Origin of the sequence: Sphingobacterium psychroaquaticum, assembly GCF_004421025.1 — a bacterium.
GTDB lineage: Bacteria > Bacteroidota > Bacteroidia > Sphingobacteriales > Sphingobacteriaceae > Sphingobacterium > Sphingobacterium psychroaquaticum.
In genome coordinates this window covers 1,666,817-1,686,215 of sequence record NZ_CP038029.1, presented here as the reverse complement: position 1 = coordinate 1,686,215, position 19,399 = coordinate 1,666,817, and the positions used below count along the sequence as shown (strand labels likewise).

Annotated in this window: 17 protein-coding genes; 6 read left to right on the top strand and 11 right to left on the bottom strand. The window is 41.5% G+C overall.

All coding sequences use genetic code 11. The features are described 5' to 3' along the window. Window positions 1-15: 15 nt before the first annotated feature. On the bottom strand, window positions 16-1,398 hold the full coding sequence (gene glmM / locus E2P86_RS06955; RefSeq protein WP_085472714.1) for a phosphoglucosamine mutase: 1,383 nt from the start codon (window positions 1,396-1,398) through the stop codon (window positions 16-18). Window positions 1,399-1,706: 308 nt separating this feature from the next. On the opposite strand from glmM, the gene E2P86_RS06950 reads away from it, so the two are divergent. Then, entirely contained in the window at window positions 1,707-2,303 is a 597-nt protein-coding gene (locus tag E2P86_RS06950; protein ID WP_085472713.1) for a phosphatase PAP2 family protein, read from the top strand. Further along, window positions 2,300-3,121: a ZIP family metal transporter gene (locus E2P86_RS06945; RefSeq protein ID WP_085472712.1), complete on the top strand. Its 822-nt coding sequence runs from the start codon at window positions 2,300-2,302 to the stop codon at window positions 3,119-3,121. Before E2P86_RS06950 ends, E2P86_RS06945 begins: the two co-directional genes overlap by 4 nt. 6 nt (window positions 3,122-3,127) lie before the next feature. Here E2P86_RS06945 and E2P86_RS06940 read toward each other — a convergent pair whose 3' ends face one another. Then, complete coding sequence (locus tag E2P86_RS06940; RefSeq protein ID WP_085472711.1) at window positions 3,128-3,598, bottom strand: MarR family winged helix-turn-helix transcriptional regulator; 471 nt, start codon at window positions 3,596-3,598, stop codon at window positions 3,128-3,130. Between the two features lie 127 nt (window positions 3,599-3,725). Here E2P86_RS06940 and E2P86_RS06935 point away from each other — a divergent pair, with 127 nt between their 5' ends. Genes E2P86_RS06935 through E2P86_RS06925 form a run of 3 tightly spaced genes read left to right on the top strand, consistent with a single transcriptional unit; the run spans window position 3,726 to window position 6,227 of the window. Then, a complete protein-coding gene (locus E2P86_RS06935; protein WP_085472710.1) occupies window positions 3,726-3,971 on the top strand; it encodes a FeoA family protein in 246 nt (81 codons plus the stop codon). Continuing rightward, the gene (feoB, locus tag E2P86_RS06930) at window positions 3,968-6,070 is read left to right on the top strand and encodes a ferrous iron transport protein B (RefSeq protein ID WP_134431828.1); all 2,103 of its coding nucleotides are present in this window, start codon (window positions 3,968-3,970) and stop codon (window positions 6,068-6,070) included. Before E2P86_RS06935 ends, feoB begins: the two co-directional genes overlap by 4 nt. Before the next feature lie 7 nt (window positions 6,071-6,077). Then, entirely contained in the window at window positions 6,078-6,227 is a 150-nt protein-coding gene (locus E2P86_RS06925) for a FeoB-associated Cys-rich membrane protein (RefSeq protein WP_085472708.1), read from the top strand. Window positions 6,228-6,265: 38 nt separating this feature from the next. On the opposite strand, the gene E2P86_RS06920 is transcribed toward E2P86_RS06925, so the two are convergent. Together E2P86_RS06920 and E2P86_RS06915 are read right to left on the bottom strand one after the other, a co-directional pair. Further along, window positions 6,266-7,258, bottom strand: a complete 993-nt coding sequence (locus E2P86_RS06920; RefSeq protein WP_134431825.1) for a tetratricopeptide repeat protein — start codon at window positions 7,256-7,258, stop codon at window positions 6,266-6,268. 298 nt (window positions 7,259-7,556) lie between these two features. Further along, window positions 7,557-8,330, bottom strand: coding sequence for a C40 family peptidase (locus tag E2P86_RS06915; RefSeq protein ID WP_240775586.1), 774 nt, complete (start codon window positions 8,328-8,330; stop codon window positions 7,557-7,559). A gap of 72 nt (window positions 8,331-8,402) precedes the next feature. Between E2P86_RS06915 and E2P86_RS06910 the strand changes: the two genes are divergently transcribed. Further along, a complete protein-coding gene (locus E2P86_RS06910) occupies window positions 8,403-8,870 on the top strand; it encodes a universal stress protein (protein WP_085472706.1) in 468 nt (155 codons plus the stop codon). On the opposite strand, the gene E2P86_RS06905 is transcribed toward E2P86_RS06910, so the two are convergent. From E2P86_RS06905 to E2P86_RS06875, 7 genes are all read right to left on the bottom strand, one after another. Continuing rightward, a complete protein-coding gene (locus tag E2P86_RS06905; RefSeq protein WP_134431822.1) occupies window positions 8,867-10,051 on the bottom strand; it encodes an RsmB/NOP family class I SAM-dependent RNA methyltransferase in 1,185 nt (394 codons plus the stop codon). The two genes, E2P86_RS06910 and E2P86_RS06905, sit on opposite strands and share 4 nt — an antisense overlap. Further along, on the bottom strand, window positions 10,051-11,355 hold the full coding sequence (locus tag E2P86_RS06900) for an ABC transporter substrate-binding protein (RefSeq protein WP_234991188.1): 1,305 nt from the start codon (window positions 11,353-11,355) through the stop codon (window positions 10,051-10,053). The genes E2P86_RS06905 and E2P86_RS06900 overlap by 1 nt, the downstream gene beginning before the upstream one ends. After that, window positions 11,312-12,862, bottom strand: coding sequence for a glutamine-hydrolyzing GMP synthase (gene guaA, locus E2P86_RS06895; RefSeq protein ID WP_134431819.1), 1,551 nt, complete (start codon window positions 12,860-12,862; stop codon window positions 11,312-11,314). Before guaA ends, E2P86_RS06900 begins: the two co-directional genes overlap by 44 nt. Before the next feature lie 153 nt (window positions 12,863-13,015). Continuing rightward, on the bottom strand, window positions 13,016-16,189 hold the full coding sequence (locus E2P86_RS06890) for an efflux RND transporter permease subunit (RefSeq protein ID WP_134431816.1): 3,174 nt from the start codon (window positions 16,187-16,189) through the stop codon (window positions 13,016-13,018). A 15-nt stretch (window positions 16,190-16,204) separates the two neighbouring features. After that, window positions 16,205-17,263 carry an efflux RND transporter periplasmic adaptor subunit gene (locus E2P86_RS06885; protein WP_085472702.1) on the bottom strand — a complete coding sequence of 353 codons (1,059 nt, stop codon included), beginning with the start codon at window positions 17,261-17,263 and terminating at the stop codon, window positions 16,205-16,207. Window positions 17,264-17,302: 39 nt separating this feature from the next. Next, a complete protein-coding gene (locus E2P86_RS06880) occupies window positions 17,303-18,646 on the bottom strand; it encodes a TolC family protein (RefSeq protein ID WP_085472701.1) in 1,344 nt (447 codons plus the stop codon). A gap of 21 nt (window positions 18,647-18,667) precedes the next feature. Continuing rightward, window positions 18,668-19,273 (bottom strand): TetR/AcrR family transcriptional regulator, encoded by a 606-nt coding sequence (locus E2P86_RS06875; protein WP_085472700.1) that lies wholly within the window; start codon window positions 19,271-19,273, stop codon window positions 18,668-18,670. Between the last annotated feature and the right edge of the window lie 126 nt (window positions 19,274-19,399).

Here is a 19,399-nt window from a genome sequence, read left to right as displayed (position 1 = left end):
TAGCCGTCCGCTTTTTTAACCAATAATTTCTTGGATATCATCCATTATCTTTTGTGCTATTTTAGTTGCCGCTTCTTCCGTCGGTCCTTCGGAATAAATACGAATAATCGGCTCTGTATTCGATTTCCGTAAATGTACCCACTCTTCTGCAAAATCAATCTTCAACCCATCGATCGTGGTATACTGCTCCTGCTTATACTTCTCTTCCATCTTAGCCAGCAAAGCATCGATATCGAGGTCAGGTGTAAGCGTAATCTTATTCTTAGACATAAAGTATTGCGGTAACTCCGCACGGTATTCCGAGACTTTCTTGCCTAACTTAGCAAGATGTGTAAGGAAAATAGCCACACCAACCAATGCATCACGGCCATAATGCGATTCAGGATAGATAACACCTCCATTACCTTCTCCACCAATCACCGCATTCACTTCCTTCATTTTTGTCACAACATTCACTTCGCCTACCGCGGCAGCAAAATAAGCCCCACCATGTTTAATGGTCACATCACGCAGCGCTCTTGTAGAGGATAAATTAGAAACTGTATTTCCTTTGGTATGCCCTAAGATATAATCCGCTACCGCCACTAATGTATATTCCTCACCAAAAAGCTCACCATCTTCCATCATAAAGACCAAACGGTCAACATCTGGATCTACAGCAATACCCAAATCTGCCTGGTGTTCTAACACCGCCGCAGATAAATCCGTCAGGTTCTCCTTTAGTGGTTCCGGGTTATGTGGAAAATGACCATTGGGCTCACAATGGATTTTGTAAATCGTCTCTACGCCTAAAGCTTCCAATAAAGCCGGAATAAAAGTTCCACCAGTACTGTTTACTGCATCGACGGCGATTTTGAAACCAGCAGCACGAATTGCCTCGCGATCCACCAATGGTAAAGCCAAAACAGCGTCAATATGTTTTTGTAAATAACTATCATCTTTACGCGCTACGCCTAATGCCTCTACTTCAGCAAAGTCAAAGTCCAAACTTTCACCTAAAGCTAATACTTCTTTCCCTTCTTCATCATTGATAAACTCACCCTTATGATTAAGAAGCTTTAAAGCATTCCATTGACCAGGGTTATGAGATGCTGTCAAAATAATTCCACCCGCAGCCTCCTCAAGGGGAACAGCAAGTTCCACCGTTGGCGTTGTAGACAATCCAAGGTTAATTACATCCGCACCAATACTCTGCAAGGTTCCTACAACAAGGTTGCTAACCATCTCGCCCGATAAACGCGCGTCACGGCCCACCACAATTTTTGTATTACCCGTTTTTTGCATCAATATTTTCCCAAATGCTGCTGTAAACTTCACAATATCGATGGGTGTCAACGCCTCACCAGCGCGACCACCTATCGTTCCCCGAATACCGGATATCGATTTTATAAGTGTCATGATTCAATATTTATAGGGTAAACATAGATAAATTTGCCTGTATACGCAATACAATACCGAGGATATAAACAAGAAAATTATACGCTACCGTTTGTGTAAGTGTTAAAAAAAATACTATCTTTGTTGCAACATTGTTTCATTTACTTCATTACCTTACGCCAGCTGAATTTTCCCTTTATTATAATCACAATAAAAAGGGATTGCAAGCAGAGGGGATAAAACGATAAGCGCTCGTATATAGGCATTATTACATTGCACATAAAAGTGAATTTATGTAAGTTTGAAGTAGACAAACATTAAGAGAATTTATGCTGAATCAGTTAATACATTTTGACCAAGAGGTATTTTTAGCGATCAACCAAGGATTAAGTAATCCTTTTTTTGATTGGCTTTTACCTATTCTTCGAAATCCATACACATGGGCGCCCCTATACCTCTTCTTGATAATTTTCTTTATTAAGCATTATGGTAAAATGGGAATTATTATTGTCGCATTCACCCTGACGAATTTTGCGTTATCAGACGCTGTTTCTTCGCACCTGATCAAAAAGAATGTAAAAAGGGTTAGACCTTGTAATGATTTAGTATTTAAAGAACATGTCAATATACGTGTTCGATGTGGTTCCGGCTTTAGCTTTACCTCGTCCCATGCGACCAATCATTTTGCTATGGCATTTTTCTGGATAGCCTTGTTTAGAAGGCGATGGAAACACGCCTTATGGCTCTGTATCACTTGGGCTTCCCTGATAAGTTTTTCACAAATATACGTGGGTGTACATTACCCTGTCGATGTAATCTGTGGAGCCCTATTAGGCATTCTTATTGGCTTAGGCACTGGTTATTTATTTAAGAGATTTTTCCCAAGCTTCTTTGCTAACGATATTCCCCCAATAACAACATCATGAGTTCATTCTTAATCGTAACTATTTTATTTGTTTCTGCTCTTGTCAGCGGATTGGCAGTTTTCTTTGTCAAACGCGACAATACAAATCTATTGAAACTAATACTTTCTTTCAGTGGAGCTTATTTATTCAGTATTACAGTACTACACCTTATACCGCATGTCTATTTAAGCAACAATACGAGTCCCGAAATTATTGGTTTATACATCTTAGGTGGATTCTTATTTCAATTAATCCTGGAGCAGTTTTCACAAGGGATAGAGCATGGACACCTACACGCACATGATCATAATGTATTCCCTATCGGTATCATGGTTAGTTTGTGTTTGCACGCTTTTCTGGAAGGAATGCCACTGGCGGCAGGACATCAATCAGAGCTTGTTTTTGGTATTGCTATCCACCACATTCCGGCAGCCTTCGCTTTGGGAAGTTTACTGATCAATACAAAACTAACGAAAGGGAAAATCGGCTTTTTCATCCTTCTTTTTGCCGCGATGACTCCCATGGGTTTCTTAACCAGTAAAGGAATAAGTCAAGGAGATATCGGTAATATATCACAATATTTTGATAAGATTATGGCAATCGTTATAGGTATCTTTTTACATATTTCGACTACCATCCTATTCGAATCAGGTTCAGCAGACCATCACAAATTCAATAAAAAGAAAATGATCGCCGTGCTCCTCGGCGTATTGGTCTCGCTTTCAAACTTCCTTTTTGAAGGGCATAGCCACGACCACGGTCACGGTCATGATGGGCATAACCATCAGCAAGAACAGCATAACCATGATCACGACCACGGTCATGATCACGATCATTAAAAGATATTAAACCTCCTCTGGCGGTATAGAACCACGGAATTTATCGAGCAACTCGCTCAGCTGAAAAGCTTCCTGTTCCGATAAATTCTGTGGTAAAAGATCATTCAGCATCATATCGTCCTCAATCTCCTCCAATAAAGCCAACCCTTTTTCCGTAATAAAGAGATCCACAGCACGCTTATCCTCCTTATTTTTACACCGAGAAACCAATCCTTTAGCCACAATTCGATCGACTAAGCGAGAGATATCAGGCGTATTGGTTATCATCCTATTTTTCAACAAATTATTCGTTGACGGGTTAGGTAATTGTCCGCGCAAAATTCGTAAAACATTGAATTGCTGCAAAGTAATTTGCTTCTTAGCGGCACGTTTTTCCAGAATCAAGTTCAGCCAATTCCCCGTATACATAATGTTTATTGAGGCGCGCTGCCAATCACTACTAAAACTCTTTACCTTTATCTCTTCCTCAATTTTCATAGTTTTCTTAATTAAAACAAAAGTGTGACAACATTTAAACGTAGAATCAATCTAAATTAGCTATCTTTGAAGCAAAGACAACAAATATATCCCGAATATAGATTTTATAATTTTTTTAACAGAAAAAATGCAAAAAAGTTTCAGTCTAGATACCCTTACCATTGGTGAATGTGCCCGTATTAGCGAAGTAAACGCCACCGAATTACCTTCTAAATTTCTAGAGATGGGCCTGCTTCCAGGTTGCCTTGTAGAGATCAAACACAAAGCTCCTTTTAATGGACCTATCGGCCTTCACATCCATACTTCAAACACATTAATAGCTATTCGTAAATCTGAAGCTTATCATATTTTAGTTGAAAAAAATTCCCTATGAGTAATCCCATTATCGCGCTGTTAGGCAACCCAAATGTCGGAAAAACATCCGTCTTTAATCGTATTACAAAGTTAAACCAACATGTTGGTAATTACCCAGGTATTACCGTTGAAAAAAGAGAAGGTACCGTTAAAGCTAATGGAAAAACCTATTCGATTATCGATTTACCTGGAACGTACACCTTATTTCCAACATCGCTCGATGAAGATATCGTTTACCAAATCCTTGGAAATAAAGAAAATAAATCACACCCGGACTTAGTTGTTGTCGTGAGTGAGCCCAACAACCTCAAGCGGTCAATTATCTTATATCAGCAAGCACGTGAGCTCGGTGTACCGGCGCTATTTGTGATCAATATGATCGATGAAGCAAAAGGCAAAGGTTTAGAGATTGATTACCAAAAACTTGAACAATACCTAAACACAAAAGTATACACCACCGATGCGCGAAACGGGCATGGTATACACCAATTGATCGAAGCATTTGACGAACGTCCGGGCTATTATAGCAGCAAATTTACGATTGATAGCAGGTTCGTTCCAGCGCTTGAGGAAGCCAAAAAGCTCTTCCCATTACAGACGGAGTATCAGACGTGGCAATACTTGGCGCAAGAGGATGTTTCCTTCCTATCAGCGGACCAACGCCTTGCTCTTAAGAATATCAGAAGCACACACGGATTTACAGCAAATGATCTCCAACGGTGGGAATCTATTTCCCGAAACAAGCAAATTGATAAAGAGATAGATGAAATTGCTGTTCGCAAAGAAAATCTACACTTGACTAAAACGAATAAAATTGACAAGCTTTTACTTCATCCAGTAATGGGGTATATTGTTTTCTTTGCGATTCTGCTTATTATTTTCCAATTGGTCTTCATCTTGGCGACCCCCATCATGGACTGGATTGACGAATCTTTTGCCAGTTTAGTAGATCTGGTGGCAGGTATCCTGCCTGAAGGACCAATATCAAACCTTATTACACAAGGTGTCCTATCTGGTATTGGCGGTATCGTCATCTTTGTTCCGCAAATTGCTATTTTATTTATCCTGATTTCCTTAATGGAAGAAACGGGTTACATGAGCCGCGTTGTTTTCTTGATGGATCGCTGGTTACGTCCTTACGGACTGAACGGTAAGTCCGTAATTCCGTTGATGTCAGGGATCGGCTGTGCCGTACCGGCCATCATGTCGGCGCGTAATATCGAGAACACAAAAGAACGCTTGATTACGATGTTGGTTACGCCATTTATGACCTGCTCAGCACGCTTACCAATATATGTCGTTTTAATTTCACTCGTTATCCCGAATGAAACCTTCTTAGGCTTTGGAATCCAAGGGTTAACCCTGGCCCTACTCTATGTATTAGGTGTGGTCGCTGCCTTAGCATCGGCATGGATCTTAAGTAAAATAGTCAAGACAAAACACCGTTCTTTCCTAATCTTTGAATTACCATCATACAAAGCGCCAGACTGGCGAAATGTAGTAACCAATGTTTGGGATAAAACTTCTGGCTTCCTTTTTGGTGCCGGTAAGATTATCTTATCAATGGCTATTGTATTGTGGGTACTTGGAAGTTTCGGCCCGAACGACAAATTCTACAATCCGGAGAAATATATCCTCGAGGCTAACCCAACAATTGGTGAGGATCATTTAGCCGAAGAGGTTGCATCATACAAACTAGAACACTCTTTCCTCGGTTACATTGGCATGGGTATTGAACCTATTGTAGAGCCTTTAGGATACGACTGGAAGATGGGTATCGGTCTTGTTTCATCCTTTGCCGCGCGTGAGGTATTTGTTGCCACCATGGCGACGGTATATAGTCTAGGGGAAGATGTAGATATTGAGGACGATGCCCAAAAAGAAACCTTGCTCACAAAGATGAAATCTGAAATAAACAGAAATACAGGGCTGCCAGCATACAATTTGGCATCGGGAGTATCCTTACTCTTGTTTTATGCGTTCGCAATGCAATGCATGAGTACAATTGCCATAATGAAGCGCGAGACAGGTTCTTGGAAATGGACACTAATACAAACAGGAATGATGACGGGATTAGCGTATATCGTTGCGTTCCTTGCGTATCAATTCTTAAAATAAAAATATCATGGATACATTAACCATACAATATATTATTATAGCAATAGTCTTTATTGTTGCCGTCTATTTTGTGGTAAAGCGCTTGTTTCCGAGTAAAGGTAAAGCGGGCGGATGTAATAAGGGATGCGGCTGTGCCGTAGACCAATCTAAGAAATAGGAACAAAGCCCTGTCTTTTTGTAGACAGGGCTTTGTTTTTAATCTTCATCATTTTCTATCGCAGCAAAACGTTGTCTATCTTCTTCTGCTCCATTCTGGTCGCCCAAGCGATCCTTTATATCCGCCCGATAAGCGTATAAATCTGCATAATATGGGTTAAACGTAATTGCGCGATCATAATCTGCTAGGGCCTCCGTCCACGCTTCCATTTTTTCATAAAGATCAGCCCGCAGTGCAAAGACATAAAAATCCTCCGGGAGCAACATTGTCAACTTATCGAAATCCGCAACAGCACGCTCGTATGCTCCGATTTCCATCAAGAAATTCCCACGCTCTTCATATACTAAACTATTCTCCGGATCTAAAGCCACTGCCACTCCAAAATCCTTTAGGGCTAAATCATGTTCGCGGATCGCAACATACAGCTTTGCCCGCGATACAAAAGCCTGAAATAAAGTAGCGTCCCGATCAATAGCCGCATTGAAATCCATTAAGGCAAGATCATATTGTAGTAATCGCATGTATAGCGCGCCCCGGTAAACAAGGACCTGTACTTCCGCTGGAAACCGAACAACAGCATCGCTATAAAGTGCTAGCCCATGCGCATAATCAAACTGCTGAACCGAATGTAATGCCGCGTCCAACAAAGATTTTAAATCAGAAAAAATAGTGGAGTCTCCTGTAGCGAAGGCTGGTTTATTCTCTACCCATTCTAAAAAGATATGATAATTAAAATCGATTTTCTTTGCAACTTGATAATCATAAAAGGCCCCTTCACTATCGCCTAACTCTTCATTGACGATCGAACGACAAGCAAAGAAAAATGGCAATGTGGGAAATTGCTCAATCGCTTCGCTATAGCAGGCAACAGCCTCCGACAGATTCCCTGTCATATAATGTTGCAGTCCCTGGACAGCGAAGCGAATCTCTTCCATGGTTTGCTCCTCCACTAAAAATCGATCTGGAACTGTGGTCGTCAATACCGGTATTAATTGACTACTGGGTAATATATAAAAAGGGTTATTCATCATTCAATATTCATCGTTCATAAAAAAACAAGCACGTACGTGTAAGGTCCGTAAATCCCTCCTCTGTCGGGATGACGATTATGCTAAAACCTAAACCAAACATCGTTGCAGGCTCAACCTCACAGCGCGAGAAAATTCAGTCAGTCCTCGCCGAAAGATTAACCTAGCGTCATCGAAGGACTAACAAGGTTTCACCGAAGAACGAACCTCCCATCGCTGGCGCGAGACTTTGGCTCGTGCCCTCCTAAATTAGTCGTAAATAGCAAGTACAAAGTACTCTATACTTTGTACTCTCTACCAACTACCAATAACGCTTAACAATACGTAACTTATGCGTATACCGATTCCACTCTTTATTAAAGATACCTTCGGAATCCATTTTATCGATACGTACCCGAGCGGAGGCATGTATAATAGTTTCAGCATCCAGCATAATACCAACATGCGTAATCTTTCCATCCGCATTATCAAAGAACGCCAAATCCCCCGCTTTTATCTCAGGTAGAAAATCAACGACCTCGCCTAATTCTGCTTGTTGATAAGCGTCCCGTGGGAGATCAATCCCAAAATGACGATAACAAGCCAGCGTAAGCCCCGAGCAATCAATCCCTGCATCGGAACGCCCCCCCCATAGATAAGGTGTGTCCTTATAATGTGTTATAAGTCGTTTTAATTCAACATCAAAATCGTCAATTGTGGGTTTCCGTAGCCTGCCTTCAATCTCGAACCATTCCGTTGTTGTAGCCCGGTAATCATTAATCATAATCTTCGTTCCGGGAACTAAATGGACCACACGCTCCGCTGTACGGGCTGTAGCACCTTCGACATCAACAACCAACGATTCGATCAAGGACGCTGTCCCTCCAGGCATCGGCTCCAGAGAAACATATTGTCCTTTTTGGATCCATCCTTCATAGACAGGATCATGCAAGCGCACAAAAGCCCAATCAGCTTCCTCCTGAAGTATCACAAACTCTTCACCAAACAACACTTGACTTACCATCTCACTACGATGAGATGCTTCAGCCCGCAGTGGCACAACAGTTAAATTACAACGTCCTAACAGTATATCCATAGTATCCATAAAACAATAAAGAATCGGTACGTGTTTTGTACATACGAAGATAAGTTTAAAATTGTTGTAATTATGAAGTATAACAGATTTAATAGAATTCTGCTTGCGGTGGACGATAGCCCATGCACAGAAAAGGCAATTGCCTATGCAAAAGACCTTGCCCAAGAGTTTAACTCCATTTTGGCACTGATCACTGTAATTCCTCCGACCTCACCTGCCAGCTATGGCGCCGATCCTTTACTGGGTCAGCAACCCATCATTGTACCTGAAGTAGCACAGATACAACTCGAGGCAACGCAAAAATATTTAAATGAGCTGGCGGCCGAGTTCAACAGCGCGAATGAAGTATTCACGTTCAACAAAGTGGGGAACATACGGGACGAAATTTTAGAAACTGCAACACAATGGGCAGCCGATCTCATTATCATCGGATCCAACGGAAGAACCGGATTTGAACATTTTATTTCGGGCAGTGTATCCGAGTCCGTCATTCGTAAAGCGAGTTGTCCGGTCTTGGTAGTTCCCAACAAATGTGACTAGTTTATCTTCCTGAGCCGGGCCACAAACATGCTATCCGCTCGTTTTGTGTAACCGTTAATTGTTCGCGATTCCTCGACGACAAGGCCAAATGTTTTTTCTAGGTAGGCAACGACAGCTTCGTTTTCATCGCTAAAAACAGAACAGGTTATATAGATCAGGGTACCATTACGTTTTAAATAAGGGACCACATTGCGTGCTATTTTTTTCTGTAGGTCAGCAAAGTGCTTAATCTTACCGACACTAAATTGTTGTATCATTTCAGGCGTGCGTCCCCATGTACCCGAGCCCGAACATGGTGCGTCTAACAAGATGCCATCAAACTGCTCACTTCCCAATATCGCGGATACATCGCCTGTCAGATCAATAATCTTTTGTCGATAAGCCATCGTCTTGACGCCAGCTTCCTCAAATCGTTCATTCAAGTTGCGCAAGATACTTAAGCGTATATCGGATACGAGCAAATCTAATTGTGGATACATATCCAGTAACATCAACGATTTACCACCCGATGCGGCACAGGCGTCCCACCAACTTTCCTTTCCCGATATCTGGAAGGCGTTAATCGTTTCCTGAGAAGATAAATCCTGCACCTCATAACGCCCCTTAATACCGCGCACATCCTGCAAACGGCTGCCGTTTGCTAATCGGAACCCTGTATCACTTTCGCGCAAAAAAGAAATCTTATGTTTCAGTAAGGCACGCTCTACCTGCTCTACTTCTGCTTTTTTTGCACGAATAAACAAATCCGGCTGAATGAGATGGCTTAACGAAAAATATGTCGGTTCAATCGTCGCGGAAAGATTTTCTGTATACGGGAAGATCGTCTGAGAAACCTCTATTCCTAAACCTTGTAGAAAAGTAATCTTGGTTTCCAATGATTCGCCAGACACCGTTTGCCATTCGGGTTCATATAGGCTAACAATAGGACTACTTGATTCACATAGGAATTCTGCAACAATCAAGCGCTGCATTGGTTCCGCTGTTGGGATAGCCTGCCCCAGGCGAAAAAAGTTATAGCACAAACGGGAGGTCATCCGTCTATCGGATGATCCCATTTGTTTATTTTCTTTAAAAAAACGTGTTAAAAACCGAGCGAAGGGTTCTTCAGCAGTATACTCTTCGAGCGCACGCTCAAAATTACGAACATACAACTCAACTCGACGTGGATTTACTTCCGCCATTAATTCAATTGAAAGGTATTGCCGCGGTATACTTTATACGAAACGGCATTATTAAGATAGCCTGCTGTGTTATTCTTCTCAAAGTTATACGAACTATATATTCCGTCATAACTTTCTTTCGTAACATGGTTCGCATAATCCGCACCATACTTCGCCATTAAATTACCAAAGTAACGCGCTACATCGTAACCTTTAAAAGCATGATCTGAAGGTGCTACTCCAAACGAAGCGGTATATTTTTCTCTAAAATCTTTAACCGCACTAGACCAAGATTTAATATGTGCTTCCGCGGAAATTATCGGGCTGTAATTTTCAAAATTTTCAAAACCACTAAAATCGATACGATCCCAAAGCGGGTGTCCATACAATTTAAAAGTATAGTATCCCTCTTTCACTTTCTTATCTAAATTGCTCAAAAAAGAACGTAGTTCCGTTTTCTCGGTTGTTCCGACCGCAATTAAATTAGAACCGGTCGTAGTCATTGCTTCATTTAACTGCGCAAGAGAAGAAACTGTTTTAATTTGTGCACTTGGTTTTACTTTACGAATCTCACCTGCGAAGCCCGTCAAAAACTGTTTTCCATCAGCATCTCCCGTACTGTAAATAATCAACACATCCCCACTCCCAGCGTCGCGCGCCATCTGGCTCGCCATGGCACGGGTATGCATCGTTATCGATGGCGTCAGCGATACTAAGTTGGACAAATTATAATCCGTAGCACGTGACGCTGCCAAAGGGTTAATCTGTAACACGGACTTATCCACCAAGCCTTCACCAAAGGAACGTATCTCTTTTGGATACACGGGACCAACAATCAACGATGCCCCACGGACATCCAATGAATTTGCAATCCGGCTATTATGTAATTCGTCATCCCGAGAATCAACCACATCAAGCACAAAAGACTTTCCTTGCTTGGCCACCTCATCCAATCCCATCTGAAAGCCTTGATAAAAGTCAAGCGCAATCGAAGAACGTGTAACATCAGCTTTTGAAAGAGCTGCCGGATTCACTTTATCCAACTGAAAAGGAAGTACCAGTGTAATACTGTTGTTTTTCGATCGTTTTTCAGCGATAAACTTCGCCTCTCTTTCCTCCTTCGTTAACTCTACTTTATGTGCTGAGGTAGACTTATTATCTTCTTTCTTTACGGGTTGTCCGCTCACCATTCCACCCTGATGGCCCGGAGACTGTAGGACACCCGTAGTTTTGGGCGAACAAGCGCCCAAAGCTAGGATAATACCTAAACCAGTAAGAATTTTATTCCCACTCAATCGTTGCTGGTGGTTTTGAACTGATATCATAAACAACTCGGTTGATTCCTTTAACATGATTGATGATTTCGTTTGAAATTTTCGCTAACAAATCATATGGCAAGTGAATCCAGTCGGCTGTCATTCCATCTAACGAGCCTACGGCGCGCAAAGCAACAACATGTTCGTACGTACGCTCATCGCCCATTACGCCAACGGATTGAACAGGAAGAAAGATCGTACCTGCCTGCCATACTTTATCGTACCATCCACTTTCCTTTAGATTGCGAATGTATATATCATCAGCCTCTTGCAAAATCCGTACCTTTTCTTCCGTTATATCGCCTAAAATACGAATACCTAAGCCTGGACCTGGAAAAGGATGTCTACCCAAGATATTAGGATCAACCCCTAATGTCTTTCCTACTCGTCTTACCTCATCCTTAAACAACGTCTTCAATGGCTCTACGACTTTAAGTTTCATAAAGTCAGGTAAACCGCCCACATTGTGGTGTGATTTGATTGTTGCCGATGGACCTTTTACGGAAATAGATTCGATAATATCCGGATAAATTGTTCCTTGACCTAACCATTTCACTTCCAAACCAGCTGGTAGTTCCTTTTGCACTTCCTTAGCCGCTTCATCAAAGACATCAATAAATGCGCCACCAATGATCTTACGCTTTTGCTCTGGTTCAGAGAAACCTGCTAGCTTACCGTAGAATAGGTCTTTTGCATGGATACCTTTAATATTAAGTCCCATATTTTTGTAGGAATCCAATACTTGCTCATACTCATTCTTGCGAAGTAAGCCGTGATCCACAAAAATACAATGTAAATTTTTACCGATTGCATGGTGCAATAACACCGCCGCAACTGTAGAGTCTACACCACCTGATAGTGCCATGATTACGTGATCATCACCTAATTGTTCTTTAAGCTCTGCAACTGTAGTTTCTACAAACGCTGTTGAGGTCCAATCTTGTGAACAACCACAAATATCAACAACGAAATTTTTCAATAGAACTTGTCCGTCTGTGCTGTGTGTCACCTCCGGGTGAAACTGAATACCGAACGTTTGCGTTCCTTCGACCTGATACGCCGCAACACGAACTTTATCCGTACTCGCAATAATCTTAAAGTTAGAAGGTACTTCTTTGATGGTATCGCCGTGCGACATCCATACCTGCGATTGTACAGGGACTCCCTTTAAAAGGGGATTATCATGATCTACAAACTGTAGATTTGCACGACCATACTCTCTAATCTCTGATGGTAAAACCTCACCGCCCGATTGTTGTGCTAAATATTGTGCCCCGTAACAAACACCTAACAACGGAAAACGCTCTTGAATAGATTTGTACTCTACCTGTGGCGCATCCTCTTGTCTTACCGAATATGGACTACCGGAAAAGATAACACCTTTTACGCTATCGTCAAACGTAGGCAAGTTATTGAACGGATGTATTTCACAATACACATTAAGCTCACGAACGCGTCGCGCAATTAACTGCGTATACTGCGAGCCAAAATCAAGGATGATAATTTTTTCAGACATGGCGCAAAGTTACATATTCGTCCTGTATTTTATTCATCCAACATTGCAAAACTTTGCATTTTATCACGACCTAACAAAATGAACAAAACCCCATTAAACAAATACGCACCACCCGAGGGTAGTGCGTATCGTATATATGAAGGGAGCTAAGCCTTAATTTTTAGCATCCATTTCGTCTACATAATTTTCATTTGGCACATAATCAGCAACAATTAATTCCGCATAATTTGTTTTTTCTTTCTTGCCAAAGCGTCTCCCCAAGCTATCAAAGATAGAATACACCACAGGAACGACAACCAATGTTAAGAATAGAGAGGAAAGAAGCCCCCCGATAATTACAATGGCCAAACCGCGGTTCATATCTGCTCCATCTCCCGTAGCCATCGCAATAGGCACCATACCGATTACCATCGCAATGGTGGTCATCAGGATAGGACGGAAACGTGCATGGTTCGCCGCAATCAACGCATCGTAGGTACTTGCTCCTGCATCTTTTTTGTGGTTCGCAAAATCCACCAACATAATCGCATTCTTCGCAACCAAACCAATCAACATAATGATACCGAGGATCGTAAAGATATTCAATGTTTGATTTGCTAATGCCAATGCCAGAAGCGCACCGATAAATGATAACGGAATAGAGAAAAGAACCACGAAAGGTGTTACAAAGTTATCATACAAAGCAACCATAACCAAGTACACTAAGATGATAGAGGCTAATAAAGCCACACCTAAAGTACCAAAACCTTCTTGTTGGTTCTCCATATTACCGCCCCATTTGTAGGAAACACCAGGTTTAAGTTCGACTTTCTCAAACTCTTTTTGCCATTCTGCAGCAACCGTACCGGCTGGCTTACCCACCACTTGTGCTTGTACTGATACCGAAGGTGACTTATCACGACGCTCCAATAATGACGGACCAGAGCTGAACTCTACATCAGCAAACTGCTCTAATGTAATCGCTTGTCCATCTTGATTGATAAACTTCAAGTTTTTCACGTCATTGATATTACCACGACCAATCTCATCGTAACGGATATTAATATCGTACTCCGTATCCCCTGCTCTAAATTTAGTATCTGTATTTCCAGAGAACGCAGTCTGCATGGTCATACCTACAGTGGACACATTTAAGCCCAAAGAGTTCATCTTATCACGATCTACTTTGACACTAATTTCGGGGTTACCATCCTCCGAGGTCAACTTCACCTCGGATGCACCAGAAACCTTACGCAATAGATCCGCAAATGTACGCGCAGTCTCTAGCGCTTCTGCTTGAGATGCACCAATTACAGTTAGTGTCAGTGGTGCTTGCTCGGCTCCCATCAAACCCATATTTACGGTTTTCACTTTCGCGCCGACCAGCACATTCTCCATCTCCCGTCTCAATTTTGCCGAGTAAACTTTTGTTGCCTCTTTTTTATTGTGACCGTCCTTCAGGATAATATGAATTTCAGACTTATATTTTGTTCCAGATGTATTAACCATACCATCGGATGCTTGTCCAACAGTCGTAATCATACGCTCAATTTCTGGCTTCTGTGATAAATAGTTTTCAGCCTTCTGTGTCATGAAGTTCGTTTGCTCCAAAGAGGCATCTTTATTCATCTCTAGTTGTAGATAGAACTCTCCTTTATCATTACCTGGAAAGAAGTCAGACCCAATATAGCCTTTACCAACCAACATAAATGCTCCAATCAATAGCACAAACGAAAGCAAGAGCGTTAAAAACTTATTTAATCTACTTTTCAAGCCCCATTCCAACAACCCTGAAATTCCATGGGTCAATTTGCTCAACCCTGCTTCAAAGCCATATAAGATACGACCAAAGAAACTATCCTTATTGATATGCGAAAGTTTACCGATACGGGAGTACAACCAAGGCACTATAGTAAACGATACGACAAGCGATAGCAATGTAGACACCATGACCGTCACACAGAATTGACGCAAAATATCGGACACCAATCCGGAAGACATCGCGATCGGCAAGAATACCACCACAATTACCAATGTAATCGCAGTTACGGTAAACCCGATCTCTTTCGCTCCGTCAAACGCAGCACGCACCTTATTCTTACCCATCTCCATGTGGCGGTGAATATTCTCAATTACCACAATCGCATCATCCACCAAAATACCAACGACCAAGGATAGCCCTAGAAGCGACATCAGATTCAGCGTATACCCCATCATATTCAAGAAAATGAACGTAGCAATCAAGGATAACGGAATCGCAACAACTGCAATAAAAGCATCCCGTAAACTGTGTAAGAAAAACAACATGATAAATGCTACCAAACCGATCGCAATCATCAAATCGTGGATTACGTTACTCGCTGCATTTAGGGTATAATCTGTTGTATCGTTTGCAACAATAATCTCAACACCTTGCTTACTGTAATCATTCTTTACCACATCAACGGTCTTCTTCACCAATTCTGATACAGCTACGGCATTCGCATCCGACTGCTTAAACACCTGCATTAAGATGGTGTTTTTACGGTCAATACGAGAAATCTTCTCTACATCCTTAATACCATCCTGTACATCCGCAATATCGCTCAAACGGATCATAACCCCACGCGGTGTTGATATTGGCAGGTTACGCAATTCATCAAGCGTAGCAAACTTACCCGACAAACGTAAGGTTGTCTGGTTGTCGCGTGTTTTTACGTTACCCGTCGGGAAGTCCAAGTTAGCTGCAGCAATCATCTGCTGTACCTGTGTAATCGTCAACCCATAACCTTCCAGTTTATCTGGGCTTACACTCACCTGGATTTCACGCTCTTCACCACCAACCATATCTACTTTTGCAACCCCATTAATACGGGCAAAAACGGGTTGTATCTTCTGGTCTAATAAATCGTACAGATCCTTCTCTGACAAATTAGACGTCACCGATAAGTTCATGATCGCAACGTCATCCAACGAGAATTTTGATAAAGCGGGAGTTTCCACATCATCGGGTAGCTCGTTGACTACCGCATTTATTTTCCGTTGCGCATCCGTCAACAGGAAGTTGACATCCGCCCCGGTATTCAGTGTAATCATGACGACGGAAACAGACTCCATCGACTTTGATTCAATTTTCTTTACGTTCTCTAAGGAGGCGACCGCATCTTCAATCACTTTGGTAACCGACGTCTCTACCTCGGACGGCGCTGCCCCCGGGTACAACGTCTGTACCGTAATTACGTTTACCTCAAACTTTGGCACCAGCTCGTATCCCATTTGCGAATACGAGAAAATACCACCAAGCGTAAGTATAATAAAGAGTACTATAATTATACTTGGTCTTTTTATTGAAATTTCTGATATTTTCATGAATTAGATTTCAGCTTACTTAATAATTTCTACAGGTGTTCCATTCAACAAATTGATCTGTCCGGATGTAATAACTTGTGTTCCTTGTTCAAGTCCCGAAACAATCTCGATGTAATCGCCAAAGCTACGTCCAGAAACTACTTCTTTCAATACCGCTTTACCTCCTTCGATCGCAAAAACCTGATTCGAACTCACACTACCAACAAAAGCATTTCTTGGAATGACTAATAAATTAACACGCTGATCTGCGCCAAAATAAGCTGTACCATACATACCTGCTCTTAAGTCATTCGATGCATTGTTCTGAATTTCCAACTCTACAGGAAAGTTCAAGCTGGCATCTGCTTTAGGCGCGATAAAGCTCACTTTTCCCGTAAATGTCTTCTCCGGAAGTACCGGCGACTGAACTTTAATAGACTGCCCCAATTTCACTTGTGAGATATTTTTCTCATCTACACTAATTTTCAGTTTTAGGGTAGAAACATTTACAATTTCGAATAGCTCATTGCCTGGAGAAACATAAGATCCCGGTTCAATATTGCGTTTATTTACCACCCCTGAAAAAGAAGCTGTAACATTAACATCAGAAGCTTTGATCTGTGAAGATTTAAGGTTGTTACGTGCATTTTCAAGCTGTAACTTAACCTGATCCAATTGTTGTTTTGTTACCCCGCCTGTTGCGAAGGCACTTTCAAAACGAGCTACTTCAGCCTTTGCGTTATTGTACACCGCTTGTGCATTGGAAACATCTACGGTTTGCTTATCGCCATTAATTACAGCGAGTGTCTGTCCTGCTTTCACATACGAACCTTCACTCACGAGTACACGAATTACTTTACCAGAAGCTTCAGCCGACAATTTCACCTCTTGCTTTGGGGCAAACACACCATTGGTGATATACTCCGCATTAACCTCTTTCAGATCGACCACTTCAGCGCGGACAGCTACTGCTGCGTTTTGGATCGCTACGACAGCTGTCTCCTCTTCGTTCTTAGCCTTGTTCTTATTTAAAAGAAACATAATACCAGCGAATGCTGCTGCGATAATTACTACGGTTATTATTATACGTTTCATATATATTGTTTGTCTATTAAGGTCTTAACGTTTATTCTCTTATTCGTTTACTAATGTTTTTAATTTTCCATTTGCTTTCACCAATTGAATTTCAGCAACTTTATAGTTTAGCAAGGACGTATTTAAGTTATTCTGGGAATCAGCATAAGCTTGCTCTGCATCAAGCAATTCAGTAAGTGTTGCTAATCCATTACGGTAGTTGTTCGAGGTATTATCGAGCACCTCTTTTGCCAACTGAACGTTTGCCTGATTGGTATTAACCGTCAACAAACTATTCTTCACTTGCGCTTTTGCATTCTCATTGCCTAAGCTAAGCGCCAATTTGGTATCCATCAAGTCAATCTCTGCTTTCTTGATATCCACATTCGCCTGTCTCACCTTAGAACGTGTTTTAAAACCATTAAATACCGGAAATGCTAAATTCAAGCCCACGGAGCTAAAGTTAGCCCAGTTAACAGAAGGGTGATTATTGAAGATCGGAAACTGTGCTCCAAACCCGGTATACCCGTAGTTAGCAGTAAGCGATAATGTTGGATAGTAAGCTGATTTTTCAGCTTTCATATTCAGATCCAACAACTCCAACTGTTTTTCCAAGACCTTAACTTCCGTACGGTTACTCACATCAGCCACTTCATGAAGCACTTCGGCATCGATCTTAAAGGTCTCCTTCGGCATTTCGATCGGTTTCGTAATGTCCATCCCCAAAGCAAACTTCAACGCATTTTCCTTCAGCTCCAGGCCATTGATCAATTGTTGTTTTTGCGCTTTCAGGTTATTGATATTTACGACGATACGATCTAGGTCGATCTTTTTCGCCAAACCTGCCTGAAATAAACCTTCAATAATTTTCTGATTCTTTGAAGCGTTATCGATATTGGTTTGTACCGTTTGCAAATTCAGCTGCGATGTATACACATCATAATAGGCATTAGCAACCTTTTCAATCAATTGTTCTTCCGTCAATTGATCGTTTATAATATAAAACTCGCGCGTTGTATTCGCGGCTTTAAGTCCGGTAAATACGGTCTGGTTGAACAATTGCTGATTCAAAGAAAGTGTCGGTGTCGACTGCCAACGTTGCCCCATGGTTACCAAAACGGTTTCTCCCGGTTTCCCCATCAAGGCACCATCCAACGCAACCTGCTGAATAATCGGGTTGTACGTTACTCCGGCACTGAGGTTAACCTGAGGCAATGCTCCAGAGCGAACCTCGTCAATCTTATTCTGCGCATTGATGACATCCAGCTTGGATTTTTTTGCATCCGCTTTATTTTCCAATGCAAATTTAATGGCCTGTTGCAAGGTCAGCAACTCTTGTGCTTGTACTCGGCTTAGCTGAAGCACAAGTCCAATGGCTAAAACACTTAGATATTTCAATTTCATCGGTTCGAAAATTATCTGCTTTTATTGTGTGATGTTAAGTTTATTACTAAAAATAAGGCTTACTGCCGCCTTCTGGCTTACTAAGATTTCGTCTACTTTAGTCGGGTTTGGCATACCTGAAATGATATCCGTAATACTACGTATCAAACCAAGGCCACGCACAATCTCACAAAAAGAGGCTGCCGCCTGTTGAATATTTGCAAGCTGTAACTCACCATATTCGACAGCTTTTGTAAACAATTTGTTTACCACAGCAATATCTTTGAGCAGGAGCTCTACTAAAATATTGGCTACCCCCTCACCCTTAACCCATTCCATACTTTCATTGAGGTGCAACACGTAGTACTCTTTCATATACTCCGCTCTTAAGTCCAACATTTCGTTGATCACCTTTAACAGGTCCCCGTCATACCCATCGACCAATTCTTCTTCCTTTGCAGAAATAGAACCAGCGATACACTCCAGTACATCGATGATCAAGGCATTCTTATCTGGGTAATAATAATACAGATTAGCCTTTGTGATGTTCAAGTCCACAGCAATTTCATTCATCGTGGTTTTTTGAAAACCAAAATGGGCGAAACGCTTCAGTGCTGCTCGAACAATTTGTTCCTTTTTGCTATCCATTTTTACTTTAAACTTTTTGACTTTTTTCTAAAAACGTTCAAAAATATAAAAACAAAATGGTTTACGCACAAAGAATCAAGCGCAAATTGTAATTTTAACGTAATTTAAGTAATAAAAGCAGGCTAT

What these genes read in the sequence shown, in the direction of transcription:
- glmM (WP_085472714.1), bottom strand. Translation starts at nt 1,398, where the DNA reads ATGACACTTATAAAATCGATATCCGGTATTCGGGGAACGATAGGTGGT.
- E2P86_RS06950 (WP_085472713.1), top strand. Translation starts at nt 1,707, where the DNA reads ATGCTGAATCAGTTAATACATTTTGACCAAGAGGTATTTTTAGCGATC.
- E2P86_RS06945 (WP_085472712.1), top strand. Translation starts at nt 2,300, where the DNA reads ATGAGTTCATTCTTAATCGTAACTATTTTATTTGTTTCTGCTCTTGTC.
- E2P86_RS06940 (WP_085472711.1), bottom strand. Translation starts at nt 3,598, where the DNA reads ATGAAAATTGAGGAAGAGATAAAGGTAAAGAGTTTTAGTAGTGATTGG.
- E2P86_RS06935 (WP_085472710.1), top strand. Translation starts at nt 3,726, where the DNA reads ATGCAAAAAAGTTTCAGTCTAGATACCCTTACCATTGGTGAATGTGCC.
- feoB (WP_134431828.1), top strand. Translation starts at nt 3,968, where the DNA reads ATGAGTAATCCCATTATCGCGCTGTTAGGCAACCCAAATGTCGGAAAA.
- E2P86_RS06925 (WP_085472708.1), top strand. Translation starts at nt 6,078, where the DNA reads ATGGATACATTAACCATACAATATATTATTATAGCAATAGTCTTTATT.
- E2P86_RS06920 (WP_134431825.1), bottom strand. Translation starts at nt 7,258, where the DNA reads ATGATGAATAACCCTTTTTATATATTACCCAGTAGTCAATTAATACCG.
- E2P86_RS06915 (WP_240775586.1), bottom strand. Translation starts at nt 8,330, where the DNA reads ATGGATATACTGTTAGGACGTTGTAATTTAACTGTTGTGCCACTGCGG.
- E2P86_RS06910 (WP_085472706.1), top strand. Translation starts at nt 8,403, where the DNA reads ATGAAGTATAACAGATTTAATAGAATTCTGCTTGCGGTGGACGATAGC.
- E2P86_RS06905 (WP_134431822.1), bottom strand. Translation starts at nt 10,051, where the DNA reads ATGGCGGAAGTAAATCCACGTCGAGTTGAGTTGTATGTTCGTAATTTT.
- E2P86_RS06900 (WP_234991188.1), bottom strand. Translation starts at nt 11,355, where the DNA reads ATGATATCAGTTCAAAACCACCAGCAACGATTGAGTGGGAATAAAATT.
- guaA (WP_134431819.1), bottom strand. Translation starts at nt 12,862, where the DNA reads ATGTCTGAAAAAATTATCATCCTTGATTTTGGCTCGCAGTATACGCAG.
- E2P86_RS06890 (WP_134431816.1), bottom strand. Translation starts at nt 16,189, where the DNA reads ATGAAAATATCAGAAATTTCAATAAAAAGACCAAGTATAATTATAGTA.
- E2P86_RS06885 (WP_085472702.1), bottom strand. Translation starts at nt 17,263, where the DNA reads ATGAAACGTATAATAATAACCGTAGTAATTATCGCAGCAGCATTCGCT.
- E2P86_RS06880 (WP_085472701.1), bottom strand. Translation starts at nt 18,646, where the DNA reads ATGAAATTGAAATATCTAAGTGTTTTAGCCATTGGACTTGTGCTTCAG.
- E2P86_RS06875 (WP_085472700.1), bottom strand. Translation starts at nt 19,273, where the DNA reads ATGGATAGCAAAAAGGAACAAATTGTTCGAGCAGCACTGAAGCGTTTC.